General features: G+C 66.0%; 16 protein-coding genes. 12 read left to right on the plus strand and 4 right to left on the minus strand.

Annotated elements, in window-relative coordinates; translation table 11 throughout:
- Nucleotides 1-14: 14 nt before the first annotated feature.
- Both WDM91_21930 and WDM91_21935 read right to left on the minus strand, forming a co-directional pair.
- Complete coding sequence (locus WDM91_21930; protein ID MEI9997271.1) at nt 15-1283, minus strand: glycosyltransferase family 4 protein; 1269 nt, start codon at nt 1281-1283, stop codon at nt 15-17.
- Between the two features lie 15 nt (nt 1284-1298).
- Nucleotides 1299-2486 carry a glycosyltransferase gene (locus WDM91_21935; GenBank protein ID MEI9997272.1) on the minus strand — a complete coding sequence of 396 codons (1188 nt, stop codon included), beginning with the start codon at nt 2484-2486 and terminating at the stop codon, nt 1299-1301.
- 205 nt (nt 2487-2691) lie between these two features.
- Here WDM91_21935 and WDM91_21940 point away from each other — a divergent pair, with 205 nt between their 5' ends.
- A complete protein-coding gene (locus tag WDM91_21940) occupies nt 2692-4179 on the plus strand; it encodes an oligosaccharide flippase family protein (GenBank protein ID MEI9997273.1) in 1488 nt (495 codons plus the stop codon).
- Here the strand turns inward: WDM91_21940 and WDM91_21945 are convergent.
- Nucleotides 4160-5041 carry a UTP--glucose-1-phosphate uridylyltransferase gene (locus WDM91_21945; protein ID MEI9997274.1) on the minus strand — a complete coding sequence of 294 codons (882 nt, stop codon included), beginning with the start codon at nt 5039-5041 and terminating at the stop codon, nt 4160-4162. The two genes, WDM91_21940 and WDM91_21945, sit on opposite strands and share 20 nt — an antisense overlap.
- An 86-nt stretch (nt 5042-5127) precedes the next feature.
- Here WDM91_21945 and WDM91_21950 point away from each other — a divergent pair, with 86 nt between their 5' ends.
- From WDM91_21950 to cysN, 11 genes are all read left to right on the plus strand, one after another.
- Entirely contained in the window at nt 5128-6105 is a 978-nt protein-coding gene (locus WDM91_21950) for an NAD-dependent epimerase/dehydratase family protein (protein MEI9997275.1), read from the plus strand.
- A gap of 53 nt (nt 6106-6158) precedes the next feature.
- The gene (locus tag WDM91_21955) at nt 6159-7268 is read left to right on the plus strand and encodes a tetratricopeptide repeat protein (GenBank protein MEI9997276.1); all 1110 of its coding nucleotides are present in this window, start codon (nt 6159-6161) and stop codon (nt 7266-7268) included.
- 18 nt (nt 7269-7286) lie between these two features.
- Entirely contained in the window at nt 7287-8744 is a 1458-nt protein-coding gene (locus WDM91_21960) for an OB-fold domain-containing protein (GenBank protein ID MEI9997277.1), read from the plus strand.
- Nucleotides 8745-8906: 162 nt separating this feature from the next.
- Nucleotides 8907-10097, plus strand: a complete 1191-nt coding sequence (locus WDM91_21965) for an amidohydrolase family protein (protein MEI9997278.1) — start codon at nt 8907-8909, stop codon at nt 10095-10097.
- A 121-nt stretch (nt 10098-10218) separates the two neighbouring features.
- On the plus strand, nt 10219-11682 hold the full coding sequence (locus tag WDM91_21970) for a capsule assembly Wzi family protein (GenBank protein ID MEI9997279.1): 1464 nt from the start codon (nt 10219-10221) through the stop codon (nt 11680-11682).
- A gap of 186 nt (nt 11683-11868) precedes the next feature.
- Complete coding sequence (locus tag WDM91_21975; GenBank protein MEI9997280.1) at nt 11869-13071, plus strand: acetyl-CoA acetyltransferase; 1203 nt, start codon at nt 11869-11871, stop codon at nt 13069-13071.
- A 4-nt stretch (nt 13072-13075) separates the two neighbouring features.
- Nucleotides 13076-14533, plus strand: coding sequence for a mannose-1-phosphate guanylyltransferase/mannose-6-phosphate isomerase (locus tag WDM91_21980; protein MEI9997281.1), 1458 nt, complete (start codon nt 13076-13078; stop codon nt 14531-14533).
- On the plus strand, nt 14530-15507 hold the full coding sequence (gene galE / locus WDM91_21985) for a UDP-glucose 4-epimerase GalE (protein ID MEI9997282.1): 978 nt from the start codon (nt 14530-14532) through the stop codon (nt 15505-15507). The genes WDM91_21980 and galE overlap by 4 nt, the downstream gene beginning before the upstream one ends.
- Before the next feature lie 12 nt (nt 15508-15519).
- The gene (locus WDM91_21990) at nt 15520-16998 is read left to right on the plus strand and encodes a DUF2914 domain-containing protein (protein ID MEI9997283.1); all 1479 of its coding nucleotides are present in this window, start codon (nt 15520-15522) and stop codon (nt 16996-16998) included.
- A 60-nt stretch (nt 16999-17058) separates the two neighbouring features.
- Nucleotides 17059-17973: a sulfate adenylyltransferase subunit CysD gene (cysD, locus tag WDM91_21995; protein ID MEI9997284.1), complete on the plus strand. Its 915-nt coding sequence runs from the start codon at nt 17059-17061 to the stop codon at nt 17971-17973.
- Entirely contained in the window at nt 17973-19877 is a 1905-nt protein-coding gene (cysN, locus tag WDM91_22000) for a sulfate adenylyltransferase subunit CysN (protein ID MEI9997285.1), read from the plus strand. The genes cysD and cysN overlap by 1 nt, the downstream gene beginning before the upstream one ends.
- Here cysN and WDM91_22005 read toward each other — a convergent pair.
- On the minus strand, nt 19874-21208 hold the full coding sequence (locus WDM91_22005; protein ID MEI9997286.1) for a UDP-glucose/GDP-mannose dehydrogenase family protein: 1335 nt from the start codon (nt 21206-21208) through the stop codon (nt 19874-19876). The two genes, cysN and WDM91_22005, sit on opposite strands and share 4 nt — an antisense overlap.
- Between the last annotated feature and the right edge of the window lie 111 nt (nt 21209-21319).

Here is a 21319-nt window from a genome sequence, read left to right on the forward strand (position 1 = left end):
GTTGCGCTCCGCCCTTATGCCTTGCCGGGCGTGCTCTGCCGTGAGATCGCCGCGCGAAATACCGCCAGATAGGCCTGGGCGATCTTGCTGGCGTCGAACAAGGCCTCCGCGCTATGCCTCGCGGCGTCCCGGAATGCCGGGCCGGAGCGGCTGGCCTCGATGCAGGCGCCGATCGCCCGGGCAAGATCGGCGGCATCGAACGGCTCCGCCAGGAAGCCGGTCACGCCCTCGCGCACCATGTCCGGGACGCCGCCGATGCGGAAGGCGCAGACCGGCGTGCCGCAGCTCAACGACTCGGCGATCGTATTGGGCAGGTTGTCCTGCGACGACGGCAGGACGAAGACGTCTGCGGCGCGGTAGGCGTCGGCGATATCGGCCTCCGAATGGAGAAGGCCGAGGAGGTGCACAGGCATGTCCAGCCCGACAAGCGGCCGTGCCTCTTCTCCGGAACCGAATATGACCAGATGCGGCGTCGGTCCCGCCGCCTTGCGCTGCGTCAGCCGCAAGGCGGCTTGCAGATGCGCAAAGCCTTTGAGGCGATTCTGCACCGCATGGTATCCGCCGAAAAGGATGATCGGCGCGTCGGCCGGCAAGCCGAACTTCCGGCGTGCCGCGGCGCGGTCGCCCGGTGCGAACCGGGCGATGTCGATGGGGTTGGCGATCACGGAGATCGGCATGCGCGAGAACAGGCCGCCCTCGGCCCGCGCGCAATCCGCCAGCCAGTTGCTCGGCGAAACGATCGAATAGCGCTTGTCGCGCCAGGCTTCAGCCTTGCGGCGCCACAGCCTCGACGACAGGTCGTCCGGGCGGTCACTCCGCAATACGGGGCAGGTGCCGCAACCGCTGCGATAGCGGGTGCAGTCGCCGGCATAGTGACATCCGCCGGTGAACGGCCACATGTCGTGCATCGTCCACACGACGGGCGCCCCGAGCGAGGCGACACCTTCGGGGCTGAGCAGCCCGTAATTGACCCAGTGCAGGTTGATCACGTCGGCGTCCAGCGTGTTCAGGAACGGCGCGGCATCGCCCTTGCGCCACCCGGGCGAGAAATTCAGCGAGCGGAACAGGGCTGGACCGTTGCGGTATCCGAGCACGGGGAGACGGTCCAGGGCGCCCTCGACGCGCGACGGCAGGCTCGGCACGCGCAGGGCGCCGTCGTCCTGCACCTCCATGGCGGCAAGCTGCACCTGCGCCCCCGCATCGCGCAACGCGCCCGCGATCCGCTGCATGGCGCGCGCCGCGCCACCGCGCGATTGCGCCATATTGGCGATGAGAATCTTCATCGGGGCGCGGCGTCGCTAGCGGCCATGACGTCCAACATAACTCAGGATCTGCTCCACGCGTTGGCGATAGGTGTGCGACGCCAGCGTGCGCCTCTGCCCTTGGAGCGCGATGTCCTGGCGTGCACCGTCGTTTTCCAGCAAGCGGCCGATCTGCGCCAGGCAGTCCTCGACCGAGGTATAGGTCGCCACCTCGCGTCCCGGCGCGAACAACGTGTCGAGATTGCTCTTCGCGTCGGTGAGCAGGCAGGCGCCGACGCCCGTCGCCTCATAGAGCCGCATGTTTCCGGCGAATTCGCGGACCGCATCGATATGCGAATTGAGCGTGAGCTGGGAGCGTTGCAGGACACGATACATGTCGGCGCCCCACACCTCGCCGCGCTGCCGCTTGTTGATCGGCGACGAGGCCGGCAGGCCGGCGGTGCCCGAAAGATAGAGCTGCACGGGATAACGTTCGCAGATGGCCTCGAGCATCCGGATCCGGTCGTTGTACTGCGCCTCGATGCCCCCGACGAAGGTCAGCTCGATATCCTTTTCGGCGGGCGGCGGCAGCCTTTCCAGCACGCTGGGCTCGAATGCCAGGTGCACGAGCTCGGCCGGCAGTCCCGCGGCGCGGAAATGGTCGGCGACATAGGGCAGCAGCGTTATCGCGAAATCATAGACGCCATAGTCGATGCCGGTCGGCGGCGCCACGCCGTGCTGGCCGATGATCACGCGTCCGGGCTTGCGCAGGCTGCGCAGCAAATCGCTGTCCACCAGAACGATGTTTTGCACAAGCAGGATGTCGGGCGCGAAATCCTCGATCTGCGCGCGCAGGATCTCGCGCGCCGGCTGTGCCAGCCGTGCACTCAGCCCGATTTGCCGTGCGACCGGCAGCAGCCAGGAGCGATAGGGCTGCAAGGCGCGGCGGACCCGCGCGCCGATCGCCGACCGCGCGGCGCCGCCGGCTTGCGGGACGACGGGCGCGACGTTCATCCCGTGCTCGCGCGCCCAGGCGCCGAGCATCCAGGGATTGTTCACATAGACTTCCCGCGCCTCATGCCCCAGGGCGTGAAAGTTCCGCGAATAGAAATCCGCCATCCCGACCAGACTGTCGGCGCGGGCCGCGACCTGTGCGGCATAGGAGGCCTGCTGCCGCTCGGGGACGGTCCGATAGAATGATTCCAGGAAACGGGGCGCGTCGCTGTTGAGCATCATGACGCGCATTTTGAGGTGTCCGGACTGTTCGCTTGCCTGCCGCCGCCACTACAGACGCCGGGCCGCCCCGTCAATGCCGGTTGTCGCGCCCGCAAAACTCAGCACACGGTCCCGGCAAACGCAATCTCGCGATGTCGCCGGCATGACGCGCGTGTTGCGTGCCCACCCGGCGCGTGCCAACACTAGCCAACATTGCGGCGGCCCGACCGGACCCATGCCTTTTCCGAAATCGCTCTCGCGCAGCACCTCGTTCTTTACCAACACGCTGCTTCTGGTCGGTGGTTCCGGCTTCTCGCAGTTCGTCCTTGCCGCGACGGCGCCCCTGCTGACGCGTCTCTATGCGCCCGCCGATTTCGGCGTTTATGCCGTGCTGCAATCCCTGGCGAACTTCGCCGCGGCCGTCGCGAGCCTGCGTTACGAGACTGCGATCATGCTGCCCAGGACCGACCGGGCCGCCGCGAATGTGGCGGTCCTGTCGTTCGCGGCGGTCGGCCTTCTTTCGCTGCTGACGGTTCCCGTCACCATCGTCGCTTGGCGCGTGCTCGGCGGCGTGCGCGGGGTGCGGATTCCGTTCGAGCTTGCGATGCTGGTGCCGCTGTCGATCGCCGCGCTGGGCGTGCAGCAGGTCCTGAGAAGCTGGTTCCTGCGCTCGCATATGTTCGCCGCCGTGACCGTCCTGCTTGTCGTCCAGGCGGTGGTGATGGTCGGGCTGCAGATCGCCGCCGGCTTCGCCTGGGGCAGTCAGGCGTTCTATCTGGCCGCGGCCTCGCTATTGGGGACCGTCGTCTCGACCTTCGTCGTGCTGCCCGCGCTGCGCCGCGAGGGCCTGGGCCGCTTGCGGCAGGCGATTTCGCGGCGGCGGCTCGCGGCGGTGGCGCGTCGCTATCGCCGGTTTCCGCTCTACACCGCGCCATTCAGCTTCATCGCGCAGATCACCCAGCGCGGACCGATCCTGCTCCTGGCGCTCTTGGCAGGTCCCGCGGCGACCGGCGCCTTTGCGCTGGCGCAGCGCACGATCTACCTGCCCATCACGGTGGTCATCACCTCGCTCAGCCAGGCGTTCTACCGCCGGGCTGCGGGCAAGCTCCACGATCCCGTGGTGCATGGGCTCGTGCGCCGCGTGCTGCTGGCCCTCGTGCTGCTGGCGGGTCCGCTCTTCATCCTCACGGCGTTCGACATGCCGGGAATATTCGCCTTCGTGTTCGGCGCGGCCTGGCGCGAGGCCGGCCGCTACGGCGCCTGGCTGGCGCTTGCCGCCTTTGCGATGTCTCTCACCTTCTGGCTCGACCGGGTGTTCGAAATGCAGGGGCGTCAGCGCCTCGCGCTGGTCCTGGAGACCGCCTTCAACCTCGTCTGCCTGCCGCTGCTCGCGCTGGTCCTCTACGGCACGAGAAGCGTGGAGTACACCGTCATCGCCTTCAGCATGCTTTCGATCCTGTACAACCTGCTGTACCTGGGCGTCAGCCTGGACATCGCGCGCATCGAGCGGCGTCTGCTGTTCGAAACCGTCGCTGCCGCGCTTGCGGTGGTGCTGTACAGCATGGCCATTCACTACGGCCTGCGGGCGTTGACGGACGATGACATGTTGTACGCCGCACTGGCGGCGGCGCTTGCCATGCCGCCTGTCGTCCTCGGCATCCTGATCGCGCTGGGCAGGATCGTGCCGCCGCGCCTCGCTGCCGCTAGAGCGACCTCTGCTTGAGCCATTCCCTGAGGCCGGGCCCAATGTCCTCACGCTGCAGGCCCATCGCGATATTGGCCTGCAGGAAGCCGGCCTTGTCGCCGCAGTCGTAGCGCTGGCAGTCGGTGATCACGGCGTGGAACGGCACGCGCCCGATGAGGCGCGCCAGCGAGTCGGTGAGCTGGATCTCGCCGCCGGCGCCTTTTTCCTTGCGGTCGAGTTCGGCGAAAATCTCGGGCTGGATGATATAGCGCCCGATGGCGGTAAGCCGCGATGGCGCGGCTGCGGGCTTGGGCTTCTCCACCATGCCCGTGACCTCGACCGCATTGCCCTTGGTCGCGCCGATCGCGAACACGCCATAGCGGTGCAGTTCTTCCTTCGGCTTTTCCTCCGCCGCGACCACGACGCCGCCGCCGACCTGGTTGTAGACGTCGATCATCTGCGCCAGCGCGCCGCGCTTTCCGGCCATCAGGTCGTCGGGCAGCAGCACGGCAAAGGGCTCGTCGCCGACCATGTGCCGCGCACACCACACGGCATGGCCGAGCCCGAGCGGCTTCTGCTGCCGGGTGAACCAGACCGAACCGCTGGCCGGCAGGCCTTCGAGCAGGCTGTCGAGCTCCTTGGTCTTCTCGCGCGCCGAGAGCAGCGATTCGAGCTCATAGGCGTGATCGAAATGGTCCTCGATGATGTGCTTGCCGCGGCCCGTGACGAAGATGAACTGCTCGATGCCCGCTTCCTTGGCCTCCTCCACCGCATATTGGACGACCGGCTTGTCGACCACGGTCAGCATTTCCTTGGGCACCGCCTTGGTGGCGGGAAGGAATCGCGTCCCCATGCCGGCGACCGGGAAAACAGCTTTGCGGACGGGCTTGAGAGCGGCCATGGGACACCGGGTTTATAAGCGGACTTTATTGGCATAGAGAACGGGGTAGCGTCCACTTGGGCGCGGCTGGGAACCTGGGACTGGCGATGCGGATTTTGCTGACGGGCGGGGCCGGCTTCATCGGGTTTCACGCGACACTGGCGTTGCTGGCGCGGGGCCATGCGGTCACCGCGATCGACGAGATCAACGCCTATTACGATCCCGCCCTCAAGCATGCGCGGCTCGGCGAAATCGGCGACAGGTCCAACTATCGGTTCGTGAAGGGCGACATGGCCGTGCCCGGCACGCTGGAGGCCGCGACGCAAGGCGAGCGATACGACGCGATCCTGCATCTCGCGGCGCAGGCGGGCGTGCGCTACGCGGTGACCAATCCAGCCGCCTATACGCACTCCAACCTCGTGGGCCATGCCAACATCATCGAATTCGCGCGCCATCACGACGGTCTGGGCCATCTCGTCTACGCGTCGTCGAGCTCGGTCTATGGCAACGATACCGTGGCGCCGTTCCGCGAGGACGCGCGCGCCGACCGGCCGGTCTCGTTCTATGGCGCGACCAAGCGGTCTTGCGAGCTGCTCTCCCATTCCTACGCGGAACTCTACGGCCTGCGGCAGACCGGGCTTCGCTTCTTCACGGTCTACGGCCCCTGGGGCCGGCCAGACATGGCGTATTGGTCGTTTACCGACGCGATCCTCAGGGACCGCAGCATCCCGGTGTTCGGCGCGGGCAAGCTGTTGCGCGACTTCACCTATGTGGACGACATCGTCGCCGCGCTGGTGCGTCTGATCGAGACCGCGTTCGAGCCGCCGCAGGATGCGGCGCCGCATCGCGTCTACAATCTCGGCAACAGCCACCCCGAAAGCGTGCTGGACCTGATCGGCCATATCGAGCGGTGCACGAACCGCCCGGCCCGCCTCGACTTCCAGGACGGCCCGCCTGGCGACGTCCGCGAGACCTATGCCGATATCTCCCGCGCCGCCCGCGATTTCGGTTTTGCACCGGAGATTTCGCTGGGCGAGGGGATTTCCCGTTTCGTCGACTGGTTCCGGCGCTATCATCGCATCTAGCGATGAAGACAGGCATGCACCGGCACACCCGGACCCTCTTGGCGATTTCGGCAATGCTCGCGATCCTTGCGCCCGCGAGCGCCAGTCCGCCGGAGGCGGACGCGGTCGCCGCCGCATTGCGCGGCGGCAACGCCTCCAGCGCGGTCGCACGCGCGACCCAGGCGCTCGAGGATCCCGCTCTGACGGCGACCGATCGCGCACGCGTGTTGATGGATCGCGGACTGGCGCATGAGATGCTCGGCGAGCATGACGCGGCGCTCGTCGATTTCACCGTCGCGATCAACGGTCACGACCTGCCGCATCCCGAGCAGGCCCGCGCGCTGTATAATCGCGGCGTTGCATTGGACGAGTTGGGCCGCACCGAGGACGCGGCGGGTGACTATACCGCCGCGATCGGGCTCGATCCGCACTTTGCCGCCGCGCTCAACAATCGCGGCAATGCCTGGCGCCGGCTGGGCAAGCTTGCCGAGGCGCGCGCCGACTACCAGGCGTCGATCGCGGCCGGCAATCCGCACCCCGAATATCCCGATTACGGTCTCGGACAGATGGCGGAGGCGGCCGGCGATGGCGCGGCGGCCCGCACCTATTATCGCGCCGCGCTCGCCGCCAATCCGCAATTCGCGCTGGCGCGCCAGCGCCTGGCCGCGCTGGCGGCCGCGCCGGCGATCCCATCCAAGCCGGTGGCGGACCATTCCGCCGCCGACGCACCCGTGGTCTTGAAACCGCCGCCCGACGGTCCGGCAGACGCCGCGCCGGCGCCGGACGGCGATGCCCCCATCCACCTCAGGCCGCCGCGAGGCATGCGGCCCGACGACGCACCGATCCAGCTCAAGCCGCCGGAAACGATCCAATTGAAGCCGCCGCCGCACCGGCGCCCCGGCGCGACCGTCGATCTCAAGCCGGCAATCAGCGACGGCGGCCCGGCGGGCGCCAGACAGATCGTCCAGCTCGGCGCTTGGCGCAGCCAGGCCGACGCCGCCATCGCCTGGAGCCGCATCGCGCGCGCCACGGGCGAAGCTTTGGCCGGCCTGACGCCGCAGATCGTGGCGGTCGATCTCCCCGGCAAAGGCCGCTATTACCGCCTGCGCACCGGCCCGGCCGATCCGGGCCTCTGTGCCGTGCTGCGCGCCAGGGGCGCTGCGTGCGTGCCGGTGAAGGACTAAGAAACGAACGGGGACGATATGTCGGGAATCACCGCCTACGGCGCTTATATCCCGCGCCGGCGCCTGCAGCGCAAAGCCGTCGCCGCCGCCAATGCCTGGTTCGCCCCGAACCTCGTCGGCGGCGCCAAGGGCGAGCGCGCCATGGCCAATTGGGACGAGGACGCCGTGACCATGGCCTTCGAGGCCGGGCGCGATTGCCTGCCGGCCGGCGATCCCGCAAAGGACCGTGCGCATGTCGATGCGATCTATTTCGCCTCGACCACCCTGCCTTTTGCCGAGCGCCAGAATGCCGGAATCGTGGCGGCCGCGCTCAACCTGCGCGAAGAGATCGCCTCGGTCGACATCGCCGCGTCGCAGCGCGCCGGCACCACAGCGCTGATCGCGGCGCTGGATGCGGTGCAGGGCGGACGGCTGTCGTCGCCGCTGCTGGTCGCCGCCGACAAGCGCAAGACCCGCGCTGCCTCGGCGCAGGAGCTGGCCTATGGCGACGCGGCCGCCGCGTTCACCTTGGGACGCGACGGCGTCATCGCCGAATTCCTCGGCGCACATACGCTGACTCTTGATTTCGTCGACCGCTTCCGCGGTGAAGGCGAGGATTTCGACTATGGCTGGGAGGAGCGCTGGATCCGCGACGAGGGCTACAGCAAGATCGTTCCGGCCGTCGTCAAAGGGCTGCTCGAGAAGCTCGGGCGCGCGCCCGGCGATGTCGCGCATCTGATCCTGCCATGCCCCTTCGCCAAGCTCGACCAGGCCCTGGCCCGGCAATGCGGCATCGATCCCTCCAAGGTGCGCGACAATCTCGCCGCGACGGTCGGGGACACGGGCGCCGCGCATGCCTTGCTGATGCTCGCGCATGTGCTGGAGACCGCGAAGCCCGGCGAGAAAATTCTCGTCGTGCAGTTCGCCCAGGGCGCCGATGCGCTCCTCTTCGAAGTCACGCCGCGCATCGCCGATCTTCCGGCGCGTGGCGGCGTCGGCGGCAGCCTGGCGCGCCGCAAGGAAGAAACCAACTACATGAAGTTCCTCGGCTTCAACGGCCTGATCGAACTCGAGAAAGGCATGCGCGCGGAGGTCGACAAGCGCACCGCCCTCACCGTGCTCTATCGCAAGAGCGACATGCTGCTGAGCCTCTCGGGCGGCAAATGCCGGGTCTGCGGCACGGCGCAATTTCCCAAGAGCCGCATCTGCGTCAACCCGAACTGCAAGGCGGTCGACAGCCAGGACGATCACGGCTTCTCCGAACAGCAGGGCTCGGTGCTGTCCTGGTCGGCCGACTTCCTGACTTACTCGATGGATCCGCCGAGCCATTACGGCATGATCACCTTCGCGGAAGGCGGGCGGCTGATGGCCGACATCACCGATGTGGAGCAGGGCCAGATCGACACCGGCGCCAAGGTCCGGATGGCCTTCCGGATCAAGGATTTCGACCCTAAGCGCGGGTTCGTCCGCTATTTCTGGAAGGCGGTGCCCGTCTGACGGAGCGCAATTCGGAAAAGTGGACGCCGGTTTTCCGTAAAATTGCGCGACAATCAAAGAATCCAGGGCGTGATCCGATGCGGTTGAATCGAATCACGCCCTGGGGCTTTTCCGCCAGCGGATACCGGTGCATCTTCGACCGAAAATATCCGGGAGAGCGCCATGCCCTATGTCGAAAACCGCATCGTCCACGACGCCGACTCGCATCTGATGGAGCTGCCGGACAGCCTCGATGCCTATTTCGACCCCAAATACCGCGCCGCCTATGACGCCCTGCCCAAGCTGCAGAAGAATCCGCGCGATGCCGGCTGGGTGAAGAAAGCGCACGCCCAGCACGACGATGCCGATTTTCGCGCCGGCGCCGATACCAACGTCCTGCTGCGCAAGAATTACGAGGCGCATGGCTCCTTCCGGCGCGCGGATCGTCCGCGCACGCTGGACAATCTCGGCTTCGCGAGCCAGCTCATCTTCACCACCTGGTGTCTCGGCAATTTCGGGCTCGACGAGAGCGGTCCCGTCGATCTCGCCTATGCCGCCGCGCAGGCCCACAACCGGATGATGGTCGATTTCTGCGCCGTCGACCGCCGCTTCCTCGGCACCGGCTATGTCCCGCTGGTCGATTTCGCTCTGGCGAAGGCTTGCGCGCGCGACGCGATCGACCTCGGCTGCAAGGCGCTGCTCGTTCCCTCCAAGCCGCCGCACGGCCATTCGCCGAGCCATGTCGCGCACGATCCGATCTGGGCGATGGCGCAGGAAGCGGGCCTGCCCATCGTCTTCCACGTCGGCGGCGAAGAGAAGCTTAAGCCCGACTATTTCGAGAACGGCCTGCCGCGAGTGAAGGATTTCCATGGCGGCGAGGAGAATTTCACCTCGGTCAGCTACATGCCGATCCCGCATTCGGTCGAGCTCACGCTGGCGGCGATGATCTTCGACGGCGTGCTGGATCGTTTCCCGAAGCTAAAATTCGGCGCCATCGAGCTGGGCGCCTCGTGGGTGCCCGGCTGGATGCGCAACATGGATTCCGCGGCGCTGGCCTTCGCCAAGAACGAGGAGCGCCTTCGGAAGCTTTCGATGAAGCCGAGCGAGTTCGTGACGCGCCAAGTCCGCGTCACGCCTTATCCACATGAGGACACCGGCTGGATCATCCGCAATTCCGGCGACGAGGTCTGCCTGTTCTCATCCGACTTCCCGCATGTCGAAGGCGGCCGCAATCCGTTGAAGCGCTTCGGCGAATCCCTGACGGGCTGCACGGACCGCCAGGTCGACCGCTTCTACTGCGAAAACTTCATCGACCTGATGGGCGAGGGCCTCGCGGCCGACCTGCGGCGGCCGCGACCTCGGCAGGCCGCCTGATCCCGACAAAAGCGATAACACCCCGCAACGAACCGCCCGCTCAATCGTTCTGCGTAAAGCGTATTTGCGTCACGATCTTCGGCTATCTGACGCGAAACCGGGCGCAACGTGAGGGGCGATAATGAACAAAGCGGGCTGGCTTGCGCAGGCGTCCCTGGCCGCGGCGCTGTGCCTGGCGGAGCCTGCTTCGGCGTCCCCTTGGGCGGAGGTCGGTGACGCACAGCTGCGCTCGGACATCGAAATCCTCGCCGCGGCCGGCGCCATCGACGGCATCACCACCCACTGGCCGCTGCCCTGGGCGAGCATCGCCGCGCGCCTGCGCAAGCCCGATGCGCTCGCGGGCCAACCGGCCTATGTGCGGGCTGCCGCCGACCGCGTGATGAGCGTGGCCGAGTTCCAAACGCGGACCGGGGACCTGCGCGCGACTCTCACCGCCGACGCGGCCAGCACGCCCAGCGTGGTCCGGGGCTTCGATGGTCTCGGGCGCGAGACGGCACAGGGCCAGCTTTCTCTCGAATATATGACGCCGGACACGGCGGTACGCCTGTCGGCGGGTGCCGAACTGCACGACCACACCGGCCGCGTGGCCTTCGTGCCGGACGGCAGCTATGTCGCGCAAAAGATCGGCGGCGCGGTGATCTATGGCGGCTACGTCACGCATTGGTGGGGACCGGGCTGGATTTCGGCGCTGTCGCTCTCCAACAATGCGCGGCCGATGCCGCAGATCGGCATCGCGCGCGGCGACACCGATGCGTTCGAGACGCCATGGCTTTCCTGGATCGGACCTTGGCAGCTGGAATTCCTGGTGGGGTTGCTCGACGACAGCCGTGCCGCGAACAACACGGTCTATGATGGCCTGCGCTTCACCTTCAATCCGCTGCCGGGCCTCGAGATCGGCCTCGCGCGCACACAGGAACTGTGCGGCAGCGGCCATCCCTGCGTGCCGTTGAAATACTATTTCGAGTTCGCCAATGACAGCGGCCACGCCAACCATACCAATGACGAGGGCCTGATCGACGTCAAATACAGCACGATCCTCGGCGGCGTGCCGTTCGAAGTCTATACCCAAGCGATGAACGAGGATTCCGATCCGATCAGCCATTCCGTCACGAGCCATCTGTTCGGCGCCAGCCTGTGGCTGCCGCTGCGCGGCAATCCCCTGCGCCTGACCGCCGAATACACCGACAGCGTGCCGACCATCGACATTTTCAGCTTCGGGGACGTGCTCCACGGCGCCGCTTACAACAATGCGGGTTATGTGGACGGCATGCGCTATCGCGGTCGCACCCTCGGCTTCAGCCTCGACAGCGATTCGACGCTCCTGACCTTGCAGGGCGCCTGGCGGGACTCCGACGGCTGGTCCTATCAGCTGACCTTCCATCACGCCGCGGTGTCCGATCCCGACAACACGCTCGGCAATGCGGTCACGGCCGCGCCCGTCCACATCAACATGGGAGAGGCGCGGGTCGCCTTTCCGCTGCGCGGCATGCGGATCGAACTGGCCGGCCGGCTGCAGGACGACCAGCCGCGGCCGGACCGCGGCTTCCAGGCCTCGATCGAAGCGGCGCTGACCTTCACTTTGTGATCCCCGGAATTTGACTTATCCAACAGCGCGCCGGCGGGGTTATACTGCGCCGGCGCAGGGCCTCGGTCGGCTTGTCGCGGGCAGGGAGATCTCTGTCGCGCGCCAAGCCAAAACAATACGATGTATTGGAGGCGGCGAGCGGCCCGCTATATGTGGTGGGTTGCAACCTGAAGGGACGACGCAGGTATGGCTAGCGGCATCAAGGACAAGGTCGCCATTCTGGGCATGGGCTGCTCCAAATTCGGCGAGCGCTGGGAGTCGGGCGCCGAGGAGCTGATGGTCGAGGCCTATCTCGAGGCGCTCCAGGATGCCGGCGTCGAGACCAGCCAGATTCAGGCTGCCTGGTTCGGCACCGCCATCGAGGAGCAGCATGTCGGCAAGGGCGGCACCCCGCTCTCCATTGCCCTGCGCCTGCCCAACATCCCCGTCACCCGGGTCGAGAATTTCTGCGCCAGCGGCTCCGAAGCCTTCCGCGGCGCGGTCTATGCCGTGGCGGCCGGCGCCTGCGACATCGCGCTGGCGCTGGGCGTGGAGAAGTTGAAGGACACCGGCTATGGCGGCTTGCCGCAGCGCGAGGGCGCGACGCTGGCGCCGCTCTGGGCTGCCAATGGCTCGGCGCCGGGCAATTTCGCCCAGCTCGCCTCCGCCTATCGCGCCAAGCACGGCGTCTCGAAGGAAGATCTCAAGCGCGCCATCGCACATGTCTCGGTCAAGAGCCATGCCAACGGCGCCAAGAATCCCAAGGCCCATCTCCAGAAGCCGATCACCGAGGAGCAATGCCTCAACGCCCCGATGATCGCCGAGCCGTTGGGTCTGTTCGATTGCTGTGGCGTGTCGGACGGCGCGGCCTGCGCCATCGTGACCACGCCGGAGATCGCGCGCGCGATGGGCAAGAAGAACGTCGTGACCGTGAAGGCGCTGCAGCTCTCGCTCTCGAACGGGCTGGAGAGCCAGCACAATTCCTGGGACGGCAGCTATTTCCACACCGCGCGCATCGCCGCCAAGCGCGCCTATGACGAGGCCGGGATCCGTGACCCGCGCGACGAGATATCGATGATGGAAGTGCACGATTGCTTCTCCGTCACCGAACTCGTGACGATGGAAGACTTGCATATCAGCCGGGAAGGCGAAGGCTGGAAGGACGTGCTGAACGGTTTCTACGACGCCGACGGCCAGGTGCCGTGCCAGATCGACGGTGGCCTCAAATGCTTCGGTCATCCCATCGGCGCCAGCGGCCTGCGCATGCTCTATGAGATGTACCTGCAGCTCCAGGGCCGCGCCGGCGCCCGCCAGCTCAAGGATCCGAGGATCGGTATGACGCACAATCTCGGTGGCGCGCCGGCGTCCAATGTCTGTTCGGTGGCGATCATCGGGGCACAGGGCGCCTGACGCGATGGCGACGCACATCTATCCGGTCATCCTCTCCGGCGGCAGCGGGACGCGGCTATGGCCGTTGTCGCGCGCGGCCCTGCCCAAGCAGCTTCTCGCCTTGAACGGTGCGCGTACGATGATCCAGGACACGGTTCTGCGCGCCGCGGTGCCGGGCGCCGAGCCGCCGCTCCTGCTGTGCAGCGAAGGCCATCGCTTCCTCGTCGCCGACCAGATGCAGGCGATCGACGTGACGCCGAAGGCCATCGTGCTAGAGCCCTTCGGGCGCAACACCGCGCCGGCCGCAGCGGTGGCAGCGCTTCTCGTCGCGGCGGAGGATCCGGCCGGCGTGATATTGCTGCTCGCTTCCGACCATGTCGTGACCGACGAGGATGCGTTCCGAATTGCCGTCGCGCGCGCCGTCGTGGCCGCGCAGGCCGGGCGCATCGTGACCTTCGGCATCGCGCCTGATGCGCCGGAGACGGGCTACGGCTACATCCAGCGCGGCGCACCGCTGGCCGAGGCGCATGGCGTCGATGCTGTGAAACGCTTCGCCGAAAAGCCGGATCGCGAGACGGCGCAGGCCTATCTCGCATCCGGCGACTATCTCTGGAACAGCGGCATGTTCGTATTCCGCGCCGACGTCCTGCTGGACGAGCTGGCGCGCTTCGAGCCGGGCGTGGTCGAGGCCTGCAAGGCCGCCCTCGCCGGCGCGGCACACGATCTCGATTTCGTGCGTCTCGCCGCCGATGCTTTCGCGGCGGCGAAGAACATCTCCATCGACTACGCGGTCATGGAAAGGACGGATCGTGCGGCTGTGGTTCCCTGCGACATGGGCTGGAGCGATGTCGGTGCCTGGTCGTCGCTCTGGGCGCTGCGCACCCGCGACGCGAACGGCAACGTCATCCAGGGCGACGTCCTGATCCACGACTCGAAGGATTCTTTCGTCCGGAACGAGAAGGGCCTGACCGCGCTGGTCGGGGTGAAGGACCTCGTCGTCGTCGTGACCGAGGACGCGGTGCTGGTCGCCGACAAGCATCGCGCGCAGGACGTGAAGGCGATCGTCGACCAGATGAAGCTCGCCGAACGCCCCGAGCTCACCGAGCACAAGGTCGTGTTCCGTCCCTGGGGCAGCTATCAGGGCATCGACGAGGGCGACCGCTACCAGGTGAAGCAGATCATCGTGAAGCCCGGCGGGCGGCTTTCCCTTCAGAGCCACACCAAGCGGGCCGAGCACTGGATCGTGGTCCAGGGCACGGCGCAGGTCACGTGCGACGAGAAGGTCTTCCTGCTCCAAGAGAACCAGTCGACTTTCATTCCGCTGGGTGCCAAGCACCGGCTGGAAAATCCGGGCAAGGTGCCGCTGCGCTTGATCGAAGTGCAGTCCGGCTCCTATCTCGGCGAGGATGACATCATGCGGTATGACGACGCCTATGGACGGGCGCCCGAGCAGACGGCGGCCAAGACGGCGGCGAACTCGTGACGATCCTGGTCACCGGCGGGGCCGGCTATATCGGCAGCCATACCGTCTTCGCCCTGCTGGATCGCGGCGACGACGTCGTCGTGCTCGACAATCTGTCGACCGGCCTGCGCGGCCATGTCGGCGAGAAGGCCGTCTTCGTCGAGGGTGAGGCGTCGGACCAGATGCTGGTGCGCGAGCTGATCGCGAAGCACGGCATCGACGCCGTCATCCATTTTGCCGGCTCCATCGTCGTGCCCGAGTCGGTGGCCGAGCCGCTGCGCTATTACGACAACAATGTCGTCACTTCGCGGGCCCTGCTCGAAGCCTGCGTCGAAGGCGGCGTAAAGCAGTTCATCTTCTCGTCCACGGCGACGGTCTATGCCGAGGACGCGCCGCAGCCTCTGGCCGAGGGCGCGCGCAAGGCGCCGATCAGTCCCTATGCCCGTTCCAAGCTGATGACCGAGTGGATGCTGGAGGACGTCTCCCGCGCCACCGATCTGCGCCATATCGTGTTGCGCTATTTCAACGTCTGCGGTGCCGACCCGCAAGGCCGGACCGGGCAAGTCTCCCGGATTCCGACGCATCTCATAAAACGCGCCTCGCTGGTCGCGTTGGGCCGTATTCCGCATCTCGACATCTTCGGGACGGACTACCCCACGCCGGACGGCACCGGGGTGCGCGACTATATCCACGTCACCGACCTCGCGAATGCGCATCTGCTCGCGCTCGACGCCCTTCGCGGCGGCTCGCTGTCCACCTCATACAATTGCGGCTACGGCCGCGGCCTGAGCGTGCGTCAGGTCATTGCCGCGATGGAGGGCGTGCTGGGGCGGGCTTTGCCGGTCCGGGAAGGCCCGCGCCGCGCCGGCGATCCGCCGACGCTGATTGCCGACCCTTCGCGCATCAAGACCACGCTCGGCTGGACGCCCAAGCACGACGACATCGCGGAGATCGTCCGCTCGGCGCTCGCCTGGGAGCGCCGCTTCAACGCCTGAGCGCGATGGGCCATGAGTGAGAACAGCACGATCGCCGACTTCGCCGCGCCCGGAAAAGCACCAGACGAATGGCGCATGGTCCTTGTGGAGCAGGGACCGTGGAAAGGCGCCGTGACGGAGGGGCTTCGGCAACTTCAGACCCGCTTATATGCCAGTGTCGATGCCGTCCTGGACGGGCAACTGGCCGAGGAATTCCCGGAATCGGAAGGCAAGAAAGTCGTCATCCAGCTCGATTGCCGCGGCCTGCCGGCCAAGGACGTCATGGACTTCTTCGCGAAGTTCTCCGACGGCATCTTCCAGATCCCGCGCTATAGAGCCGCTCTGGCCGAAACGCCGTTTGCGGCGGACATAACGTTCGAGCTGAAGACGGATCGCGCGGCGCGGCGCCTGGCCTATCTTCCGACCCGGCCCATCAAGAGCGTGATGGCGTTCGCGCACCAGTATGAGCGCCATCTCTCGGTGGCGTCGATGGTGGGCGGCTATGCCTTCGACTCCTATTCCTTCGGCCGGATCGATCACGCGACGACGCATCTGGTGTTCGTCGGCTATCTGGCGGTCGCCGCGATCGCCATCGCGATCTCGCACCGGCTCGAATCGCGCCCCCCGGAAAGGCAGCCGTCGGAGCGTACGCGCACCATCCTGACCGCCGTGACGCAGTTTGCGCTCGGTTGCCTGCTGAGTGCGTTCTGCGTCTTCTACCTGCGAAGCGCCTCGCTGTGGGCGTCGTGGCCCTATCTGCTGGTGCTCGCGGGAATCTTCGTCGGCAACGAATTTTTCCGGAAATACACAACGCGCTTCACGCTTTCGCTGGTGCTCTATTTCTTCGCCATCCTGTCCTACGCCATCCTGGTCGTGCCGGTGCTGATCGCGATGATGGGGCCGGTTCCCTTTCTCGGCAGCGGCGTCGTAGCGTTGATCGTCTTCTGGTTCTACGCCGACGTGCTCACCTGGCTGGGACGCGAGCGGTTCCGCCAGGTTCGGATCTATGTTTTCGGCGGCGTGCTGGCGATTTTCGCCGCGGTGAACGCCTTCTATTTCCTGAAGATACTTCCGCCGCTGCCGCTCGCCTTGAGCGAAGCCGGCATTTACCACTCCGTCAAAAAGGTCGGAAACGCCTATCAGGTGGTGGAGGAGACGCAGCCCTGGACCACGTTCTGGGGACAGCCGCCGATGTTGCATCTCGCACCCGGCGACAAGCTCTATCTCTACGCCGCGGTTTTCGCGCCGGGCCGGCTGGCGACCGTCATCGTGCACCATTGGGAATGGTTCGATCCCGCGACGCGCAAATGGCTTCCGCAGTCCCGTGTGGTCTTTCCGATCCATGGCGGGCGCGATGCCGGCTACCGGGCCTATTCGGTCAAATCCAAGCCCAGGGCGGGCGACTGGCGGGTGAACATCACCACCGGCGATGAACGGCCGCTGGGCCGTGTTCGTTTCGCCGTGACCTTTGCCCCGCCGCCGCAGCCCTTGCAGACCAAGCTCCTCAACTAGCTCCCTTGCAACGCGCCGCGGCCCGGCCTATTTCACAGTATCTTCTTGGGGTCCGCAATTTTGTCCACCGAATTGCCTGTTATTTCTCACCTGCGGCGCCTGGAAGCCGAGAGCATCCACATCATCCGCGAAGTGGCCGCCGAGTTCGCCAATCCGGTGATGCTCTATTCCATCGGCAAGGATTCGTCGGTGATGCTGCATCTGGCGATGAAGGCGTTTTTCCCCGCCAAGCCGCCCTTTCCGCTCCTCCATGTCGACACGACATGGAAATTCCGCGAGATGATCAAGTTTCGCGACGAGACCGTGCAGCGTCTCGGTCTCAAACTGCTGGTCCATGTCAACGAAGACGGCGTGAAGCGCGGCATCAATCCGTTCGCTTCCGGCTCCGCACTGCACACGCAGGTGATGAAGACCGAAGGATTGAAGCAGGCGCTCGACCAATACGGCTTCGATGCCGCTTTCGGCGGCGCGCGCCGCGATGAAGAGAAATCGCGGGCCAAGGAACGCGTCTTCTCGTTCCGCAGCGCCAATCACGCCTGGGATCCGAAGAACCAGCGGCCGGAGCTCTGGCGCGTCTACAACACGCGCATCAACAAGGGCGAGAGCATCCGCGTCTTTCCGCTGTCGAACTGGACCGAGCTCGACATCTGGCAATACATCCTGGCCGAGAACATCCCGATCGTGCCGCTCTACTTCGCCAAGACGCGCCCGGTCGTGGAGCGTGACGGCACGCTCATCATGGTCGACGACGACCGGATGAAGTTGAAGCCGGGCGAGGCGATCGAAGACCGTCTGGTGCGGTTTCGCACCCTGGGCTGCTATCCGCTGACCGGGGCCATCGACTCCGATGCCGACAGCCTCGAAGGCATCGTCAGCGAGATGTTCACTGCGCGCACCTCGGAGCGCCAGGGCCGCCTGATCGACGCCGACGAGAAGTCGTCGATGGAGAAGAAGAAGAAAGAGGGCTACTTCTGATGAACGCGCCCACAGACCTGCACGCGTTCCTCGCGGCGCAGGAGAAGAAATCGCTCCTGCGCTTCCTGACCTGCGGCAGCGTCGACGACGGCAAGTCCACGCTGATCGGCCGTCTGCTTTACGATTCCAAGCTGCTGTTCGAGGACCATCTGGCGACGCTCGAAAAGGATTCGAAGAAGCACGGCACCACCGGCGACGATATCGACTTTGCGCTGCTGGTCGACGGGCTGGAGGCCGAGCGCGAACAGGGCATCACCATCGACGTCGCCTACCGCTTCTTCGCGACCGACAAGCGGAAGTTCATCGTCGCCGACACGCCGGGACACGAACAGTATACCCGCAACATGGCGACCGGCGCATCGAACTCCGAGCTGGCGGTCATCTTGATCGATGCGCGCAAGGGCGTGCTGGTGCAGACGCGGCGCCACGCCTATATCGCGTCGCTGCTGGGCATCCGTCACGTCGTGCTGGCGGTCAACAAGATCGATCTGGTCGGCTTCTCGCAGGCCACGTTCGACGCCATCGTGCACGAGTTCTCGACATTCTCCGAGAGGCTCGGATTCCTCACCGTCGCGGCGATTCCGATCTCGGCGCGCTTCGGCGACAACGTCATTGCCAGGAGCGACAGCACGCCGTGGTACACGGGTCCGGCGCTGCTCGAGCATCTGGAGACGGTCGACGTCGACACGGCGCTGGCTGAGCGTCCGTTCCGGTTTCCGGTGCAGTGGGTGAACCGTCCAAACCTCGATTTCCGAGGCTTTTCCGGCACGATCGCAAGTGGACTGATCAAGGTCGGCGATGCTGTGGCCGTCGCGAAATCCGGCCGCACCAGCACCGTGCGACGCATCGTGACGATGGACGGCGACCTTGCGGAGGCGGCGGCCGGCGCCGCCGTGACGCTGATGCTGTCGGACGAGGTGGACGTTTCGCGCGGCGACGTACTGACCGCGCCGACCTCGCGGCCCGACGTGACCGATCAATTCGCCGCGCACCTGCTGTGGATGGCCGAGGACGAATTGCTGCCGGGACGGCAATATCTCCTCAAGCTCGCCACCTCGACCGTGCCGGTCCAGATCACGGCGCTCAAGCATAAGATCGACGTCAACACGCTGGACCAGCACGCCGCCAAGACGCTGCAGCTCAACGAAGTCGGGTATGGAAACTTCTCGACCTCGCAGCCGATCGCCGTCGATCCCTACCGCGAGAACCGCGACATGGGCGGCTTCATCCTGATCGATCGCTTCACCAACGCGACGGTCGGCGCGGGCATGGTCGATTTCGGCCTCAGGCGCGCGACCAATGTCCACTGGCAGGCGCTCGACGTCGACAAGCGGTCGCGCGGCGCGCAGAAGAACCAGAAGCCGGCGGTCCTGTGGTTCACGGGCCTCTCAGGCTCCGGCAAGTCGACGATCGCAAATCTCGTGGAGCGCGCGCTCTATGCCGAAGGGCGCCACACCTACCTGCTGGACGGCGACAATGTCCGTCATGGCCTCAATCGCGACCTCGGCTTCACCGATGCGGACCGCGTGGAGAACATCCGCCGCGTCGGCGAGGCGGCGAGGTTGTTCGTCGATGCCGGCCTGATCGTCCTGGTCTCGTTCATCTCGCCCTTCCGTTCGGAGCGGCGGATGGCGCGCGAACTGGTCGGCGGCGGCGAGTTCATCGAGGTTTTCGTCGACACGCCGATCGAGGTCTGCATGCAGCGCGATCCGAAAGGACTTTACCTGAAGGCCCAGGCCGGCGAGATCAAGAACTTCACGGGCATCAGCAGCCCCTATGAAGTGCCGGAGGATCCCGAATTGCGGATCGAAACCGTGAATGCCGACGCGGCGACCCATGCGGCGAACATCGTCGCCTATCTGCGTGAGCGCGGCTTCCTTTCGCCCGAAGGCGGAGCGGCTTAGCCGGCGGGGGGCGCTGCAGCCTGGGGCCGGACCGTCGCGCGCCCGACGCTCACATAGGTGAAACCCGCCGCCGCCATCTGCTGCGGGTTGTAGATGTTGCGCAGATCGACCATCAAAGGCTGCTTCAGAAGCGCCTTCACGCGCGCGATGTCCAGGGCGCGGAATTCGTTCCACTCCGTCAGGATCGCGACGCCGTCCGCGCCCTCCAGCGCGTCATAGGAGTCCTTGCAGAGCTCGATGTTGAGCAGCTTGCGGGTCTCCTTGGCGCCCTGCGGATCGAACGCGCGGATGATCGCGCCCTTCTCCTGGAGGTGCGGCACGATCACCAGGCTGGGTGCGTCGCGCATGTCGTCGGTGTTGGGTTTGAAGGTCAGGCCGAGGATCGCGATGGTCTTGCCCGCCACGCCGCCGAAAGCCTCCTCGATCTTCTCGGCCATCGCGATCTTGCGCGCATCGTTCACCGCGACGACCGCTTCGACCAGCCGGGTCGGTGCACCGGCGTCCTGCGCGGTCTTGCGCAGGGCGAGCGTGTCCTTCGGGAAGCAGGAACCGCCGAAGCCGGGGCCGGCATGCAGGAATTTGCCGCCGATGCGGCCGTCGAGACCGATGCCGCGCGCCACGTCCTGGACATCGGCGCCGACCTTTTCGCACAGGCTCGCCATTTCGTTGATGAAGGTGATCTTGGTGGCGAGGAAGGCGTTGGCGGCGTATTTGATCAGCTCGGAGCTCTCGCGGCTGGTGAAGACGATCGGCGTCTCGTGCAGGTAGAGCGGACGGTAGATTTCCCGCATGACCTGCCGGGCGCGGTCGGTGTCACAGCCGACGACGACACGATCGGGCCGCCGGAAATCCTCGATCGCCGATCCTTCGCGAAGGAATTCGGGGTTCGATGCCATGTCGAACGCCGCCCCCGGATTCGCGCGGCGGATGATCTCCTCGACCCTCCGGCTCGTTCCGACCGGAACCGTGGATTTCGTCACGACGACCGTATAGCCGTCCAGCGCGGCACCGATCTCCTCGGCCGCGGCATAGACATATTGCAAGTCCGCGTCGCCATCGCCGCGCCGGCTCGGCGTGCCGACGGCGATGAATACCGCATCCGCGCCGCGCGTCGCCGCCGCGATATCGGTCTCGAAGGTCAGCCGCCCCGCTTTGACGTTGGTGTCGACAACCTGATCGAGCCCGGGCTCGAAGATCGGAATTACCCCGCGGCGCAGCGCCGCGATCTTCTCGGCGATCTTGTCGACGCAGACGACGTCGTGGCCGAATTCGGAGAGGCAGGCCCCGGAGACGAGGCCGACATAGCCCGTGCCGATCATCGCAATGCGCATGATTTACCTTTTGCTAACCGCAGGAATCTCGGGACCAACCGCTATCACAGTTGTCTCCCGGACTGAATGACAACAATTCGAATGGTCCTGGAACCAGTTGTTAAGGACGTT

It is taken from the genome of Rhizomicrobium sp. (assembly GCA_037200385.1).
GTDB lineage: Bacteria > Pseudomonadota > Alphaproteobacteria > Micropepsales > Micropepsaceae > Rhizomicrobium.

Excerpts from the sequence above, each read along its gene's own strand:
- cysN (MEI9997285.1), top strand. The coding sequence starts at position 17,973 with ATGAACGCGCCCACAGACCTGCACGCGTTCCTCGCGGCGCAGGAGAAG.
- WDM91_21935 (MEI9997272.1), bottom strand. The coding sequence starts at position 2,486 with ATGCGCGTCATGATGCTCAACAGCGACGCGCCCCGTTTCCTGGAATCA.
- WDM91_22005 (MEI9997286.1), bottom strand. The coding sequence starts at position 21,208 with ATGCGCATTGCGATGATCGGCACGGGCTATGTCGGCCTCGTCTCCGGG.
- WDM91_21975 (MEI9997280.1), top strand. The coding sequence starts at position 11,869 with ATGGCTAGCGGCATCAAGGACAAGGTCGCCATTCTGGGCATGGGCTGC.
- WDM91_21940 (MEI9997273.1), top strand. The coding sequence starts at position 2,692 with ATGCCTTTTCCGAAATCGCTCTCGCGCAGCACCTCGTTCTTTACCAAC.
- WDM91_21970 (MEI9997279.1), top strand. The coding sequence starts at position 10,219 with ATGAACAAAGCGGGCTGGCTTGCGCAGGCGTCCCTGGCCGCGGCGCTG.
- WDM91_21950 (MEI9997275.1), top strand. The coding sequence starts at position 5,128 with ATGCGGATTTTGCTGACGGGCGGGGCCGGCTTCATCGGGTTTCACGCG.
- WDM91_21960 (MEI9997277.1), top strand. The coding sequence starts at position 7,287 with ATGTCGGGAATCACCGCCTACGGCGCTTATATCCCGCGCCGGCGCCTG.
- WDM91_21980 (MEI9997281.1), top strand. The coding sequence starts at position 13,076 with ATGGCGACGCACATCTATCCGGTCATCCTCTCCGGCGGCAGCGGGACG.
- WDM91_21930 (MEI9997271.1), bottom strand. The coding sequence starts at position 1,283 with ATGAAGATTCTCATCGCCAATATGGCGCAATCGCGCGGTGGCGCGGCG.
- WDM91_21945 (MEI9997274.1), bottom strand. The coding sequence starts at position 5,041 with ATGGCCGCTCTCAAGCCCGTCCGCAAAGCTGTTTTCCCGGTCGCCGGC.
- WDM91_21990 (MEI9997283.1), top strand. The coding sequence starts at position 15,520 with ATGAGTGAGAACAGCACGATCGCCGACTTCGCCGCGCCCGGAAAAGCA.
- WDM91_21955 (MEI9997276.1), top strand. The coding sequence starts at position 6,159 with ATGCTCGCGATCCTTGCGCCCGCGAGCGCCAGTCCGCCGGAGGCGGAC.
- WDM91_21965 (MEI9997278.1), top strand. The coding sequence starts at position 8,907 with ATGCCCTATGTCGAAAACCGCATCGTCCACGACGCCGACTCGCATCTG.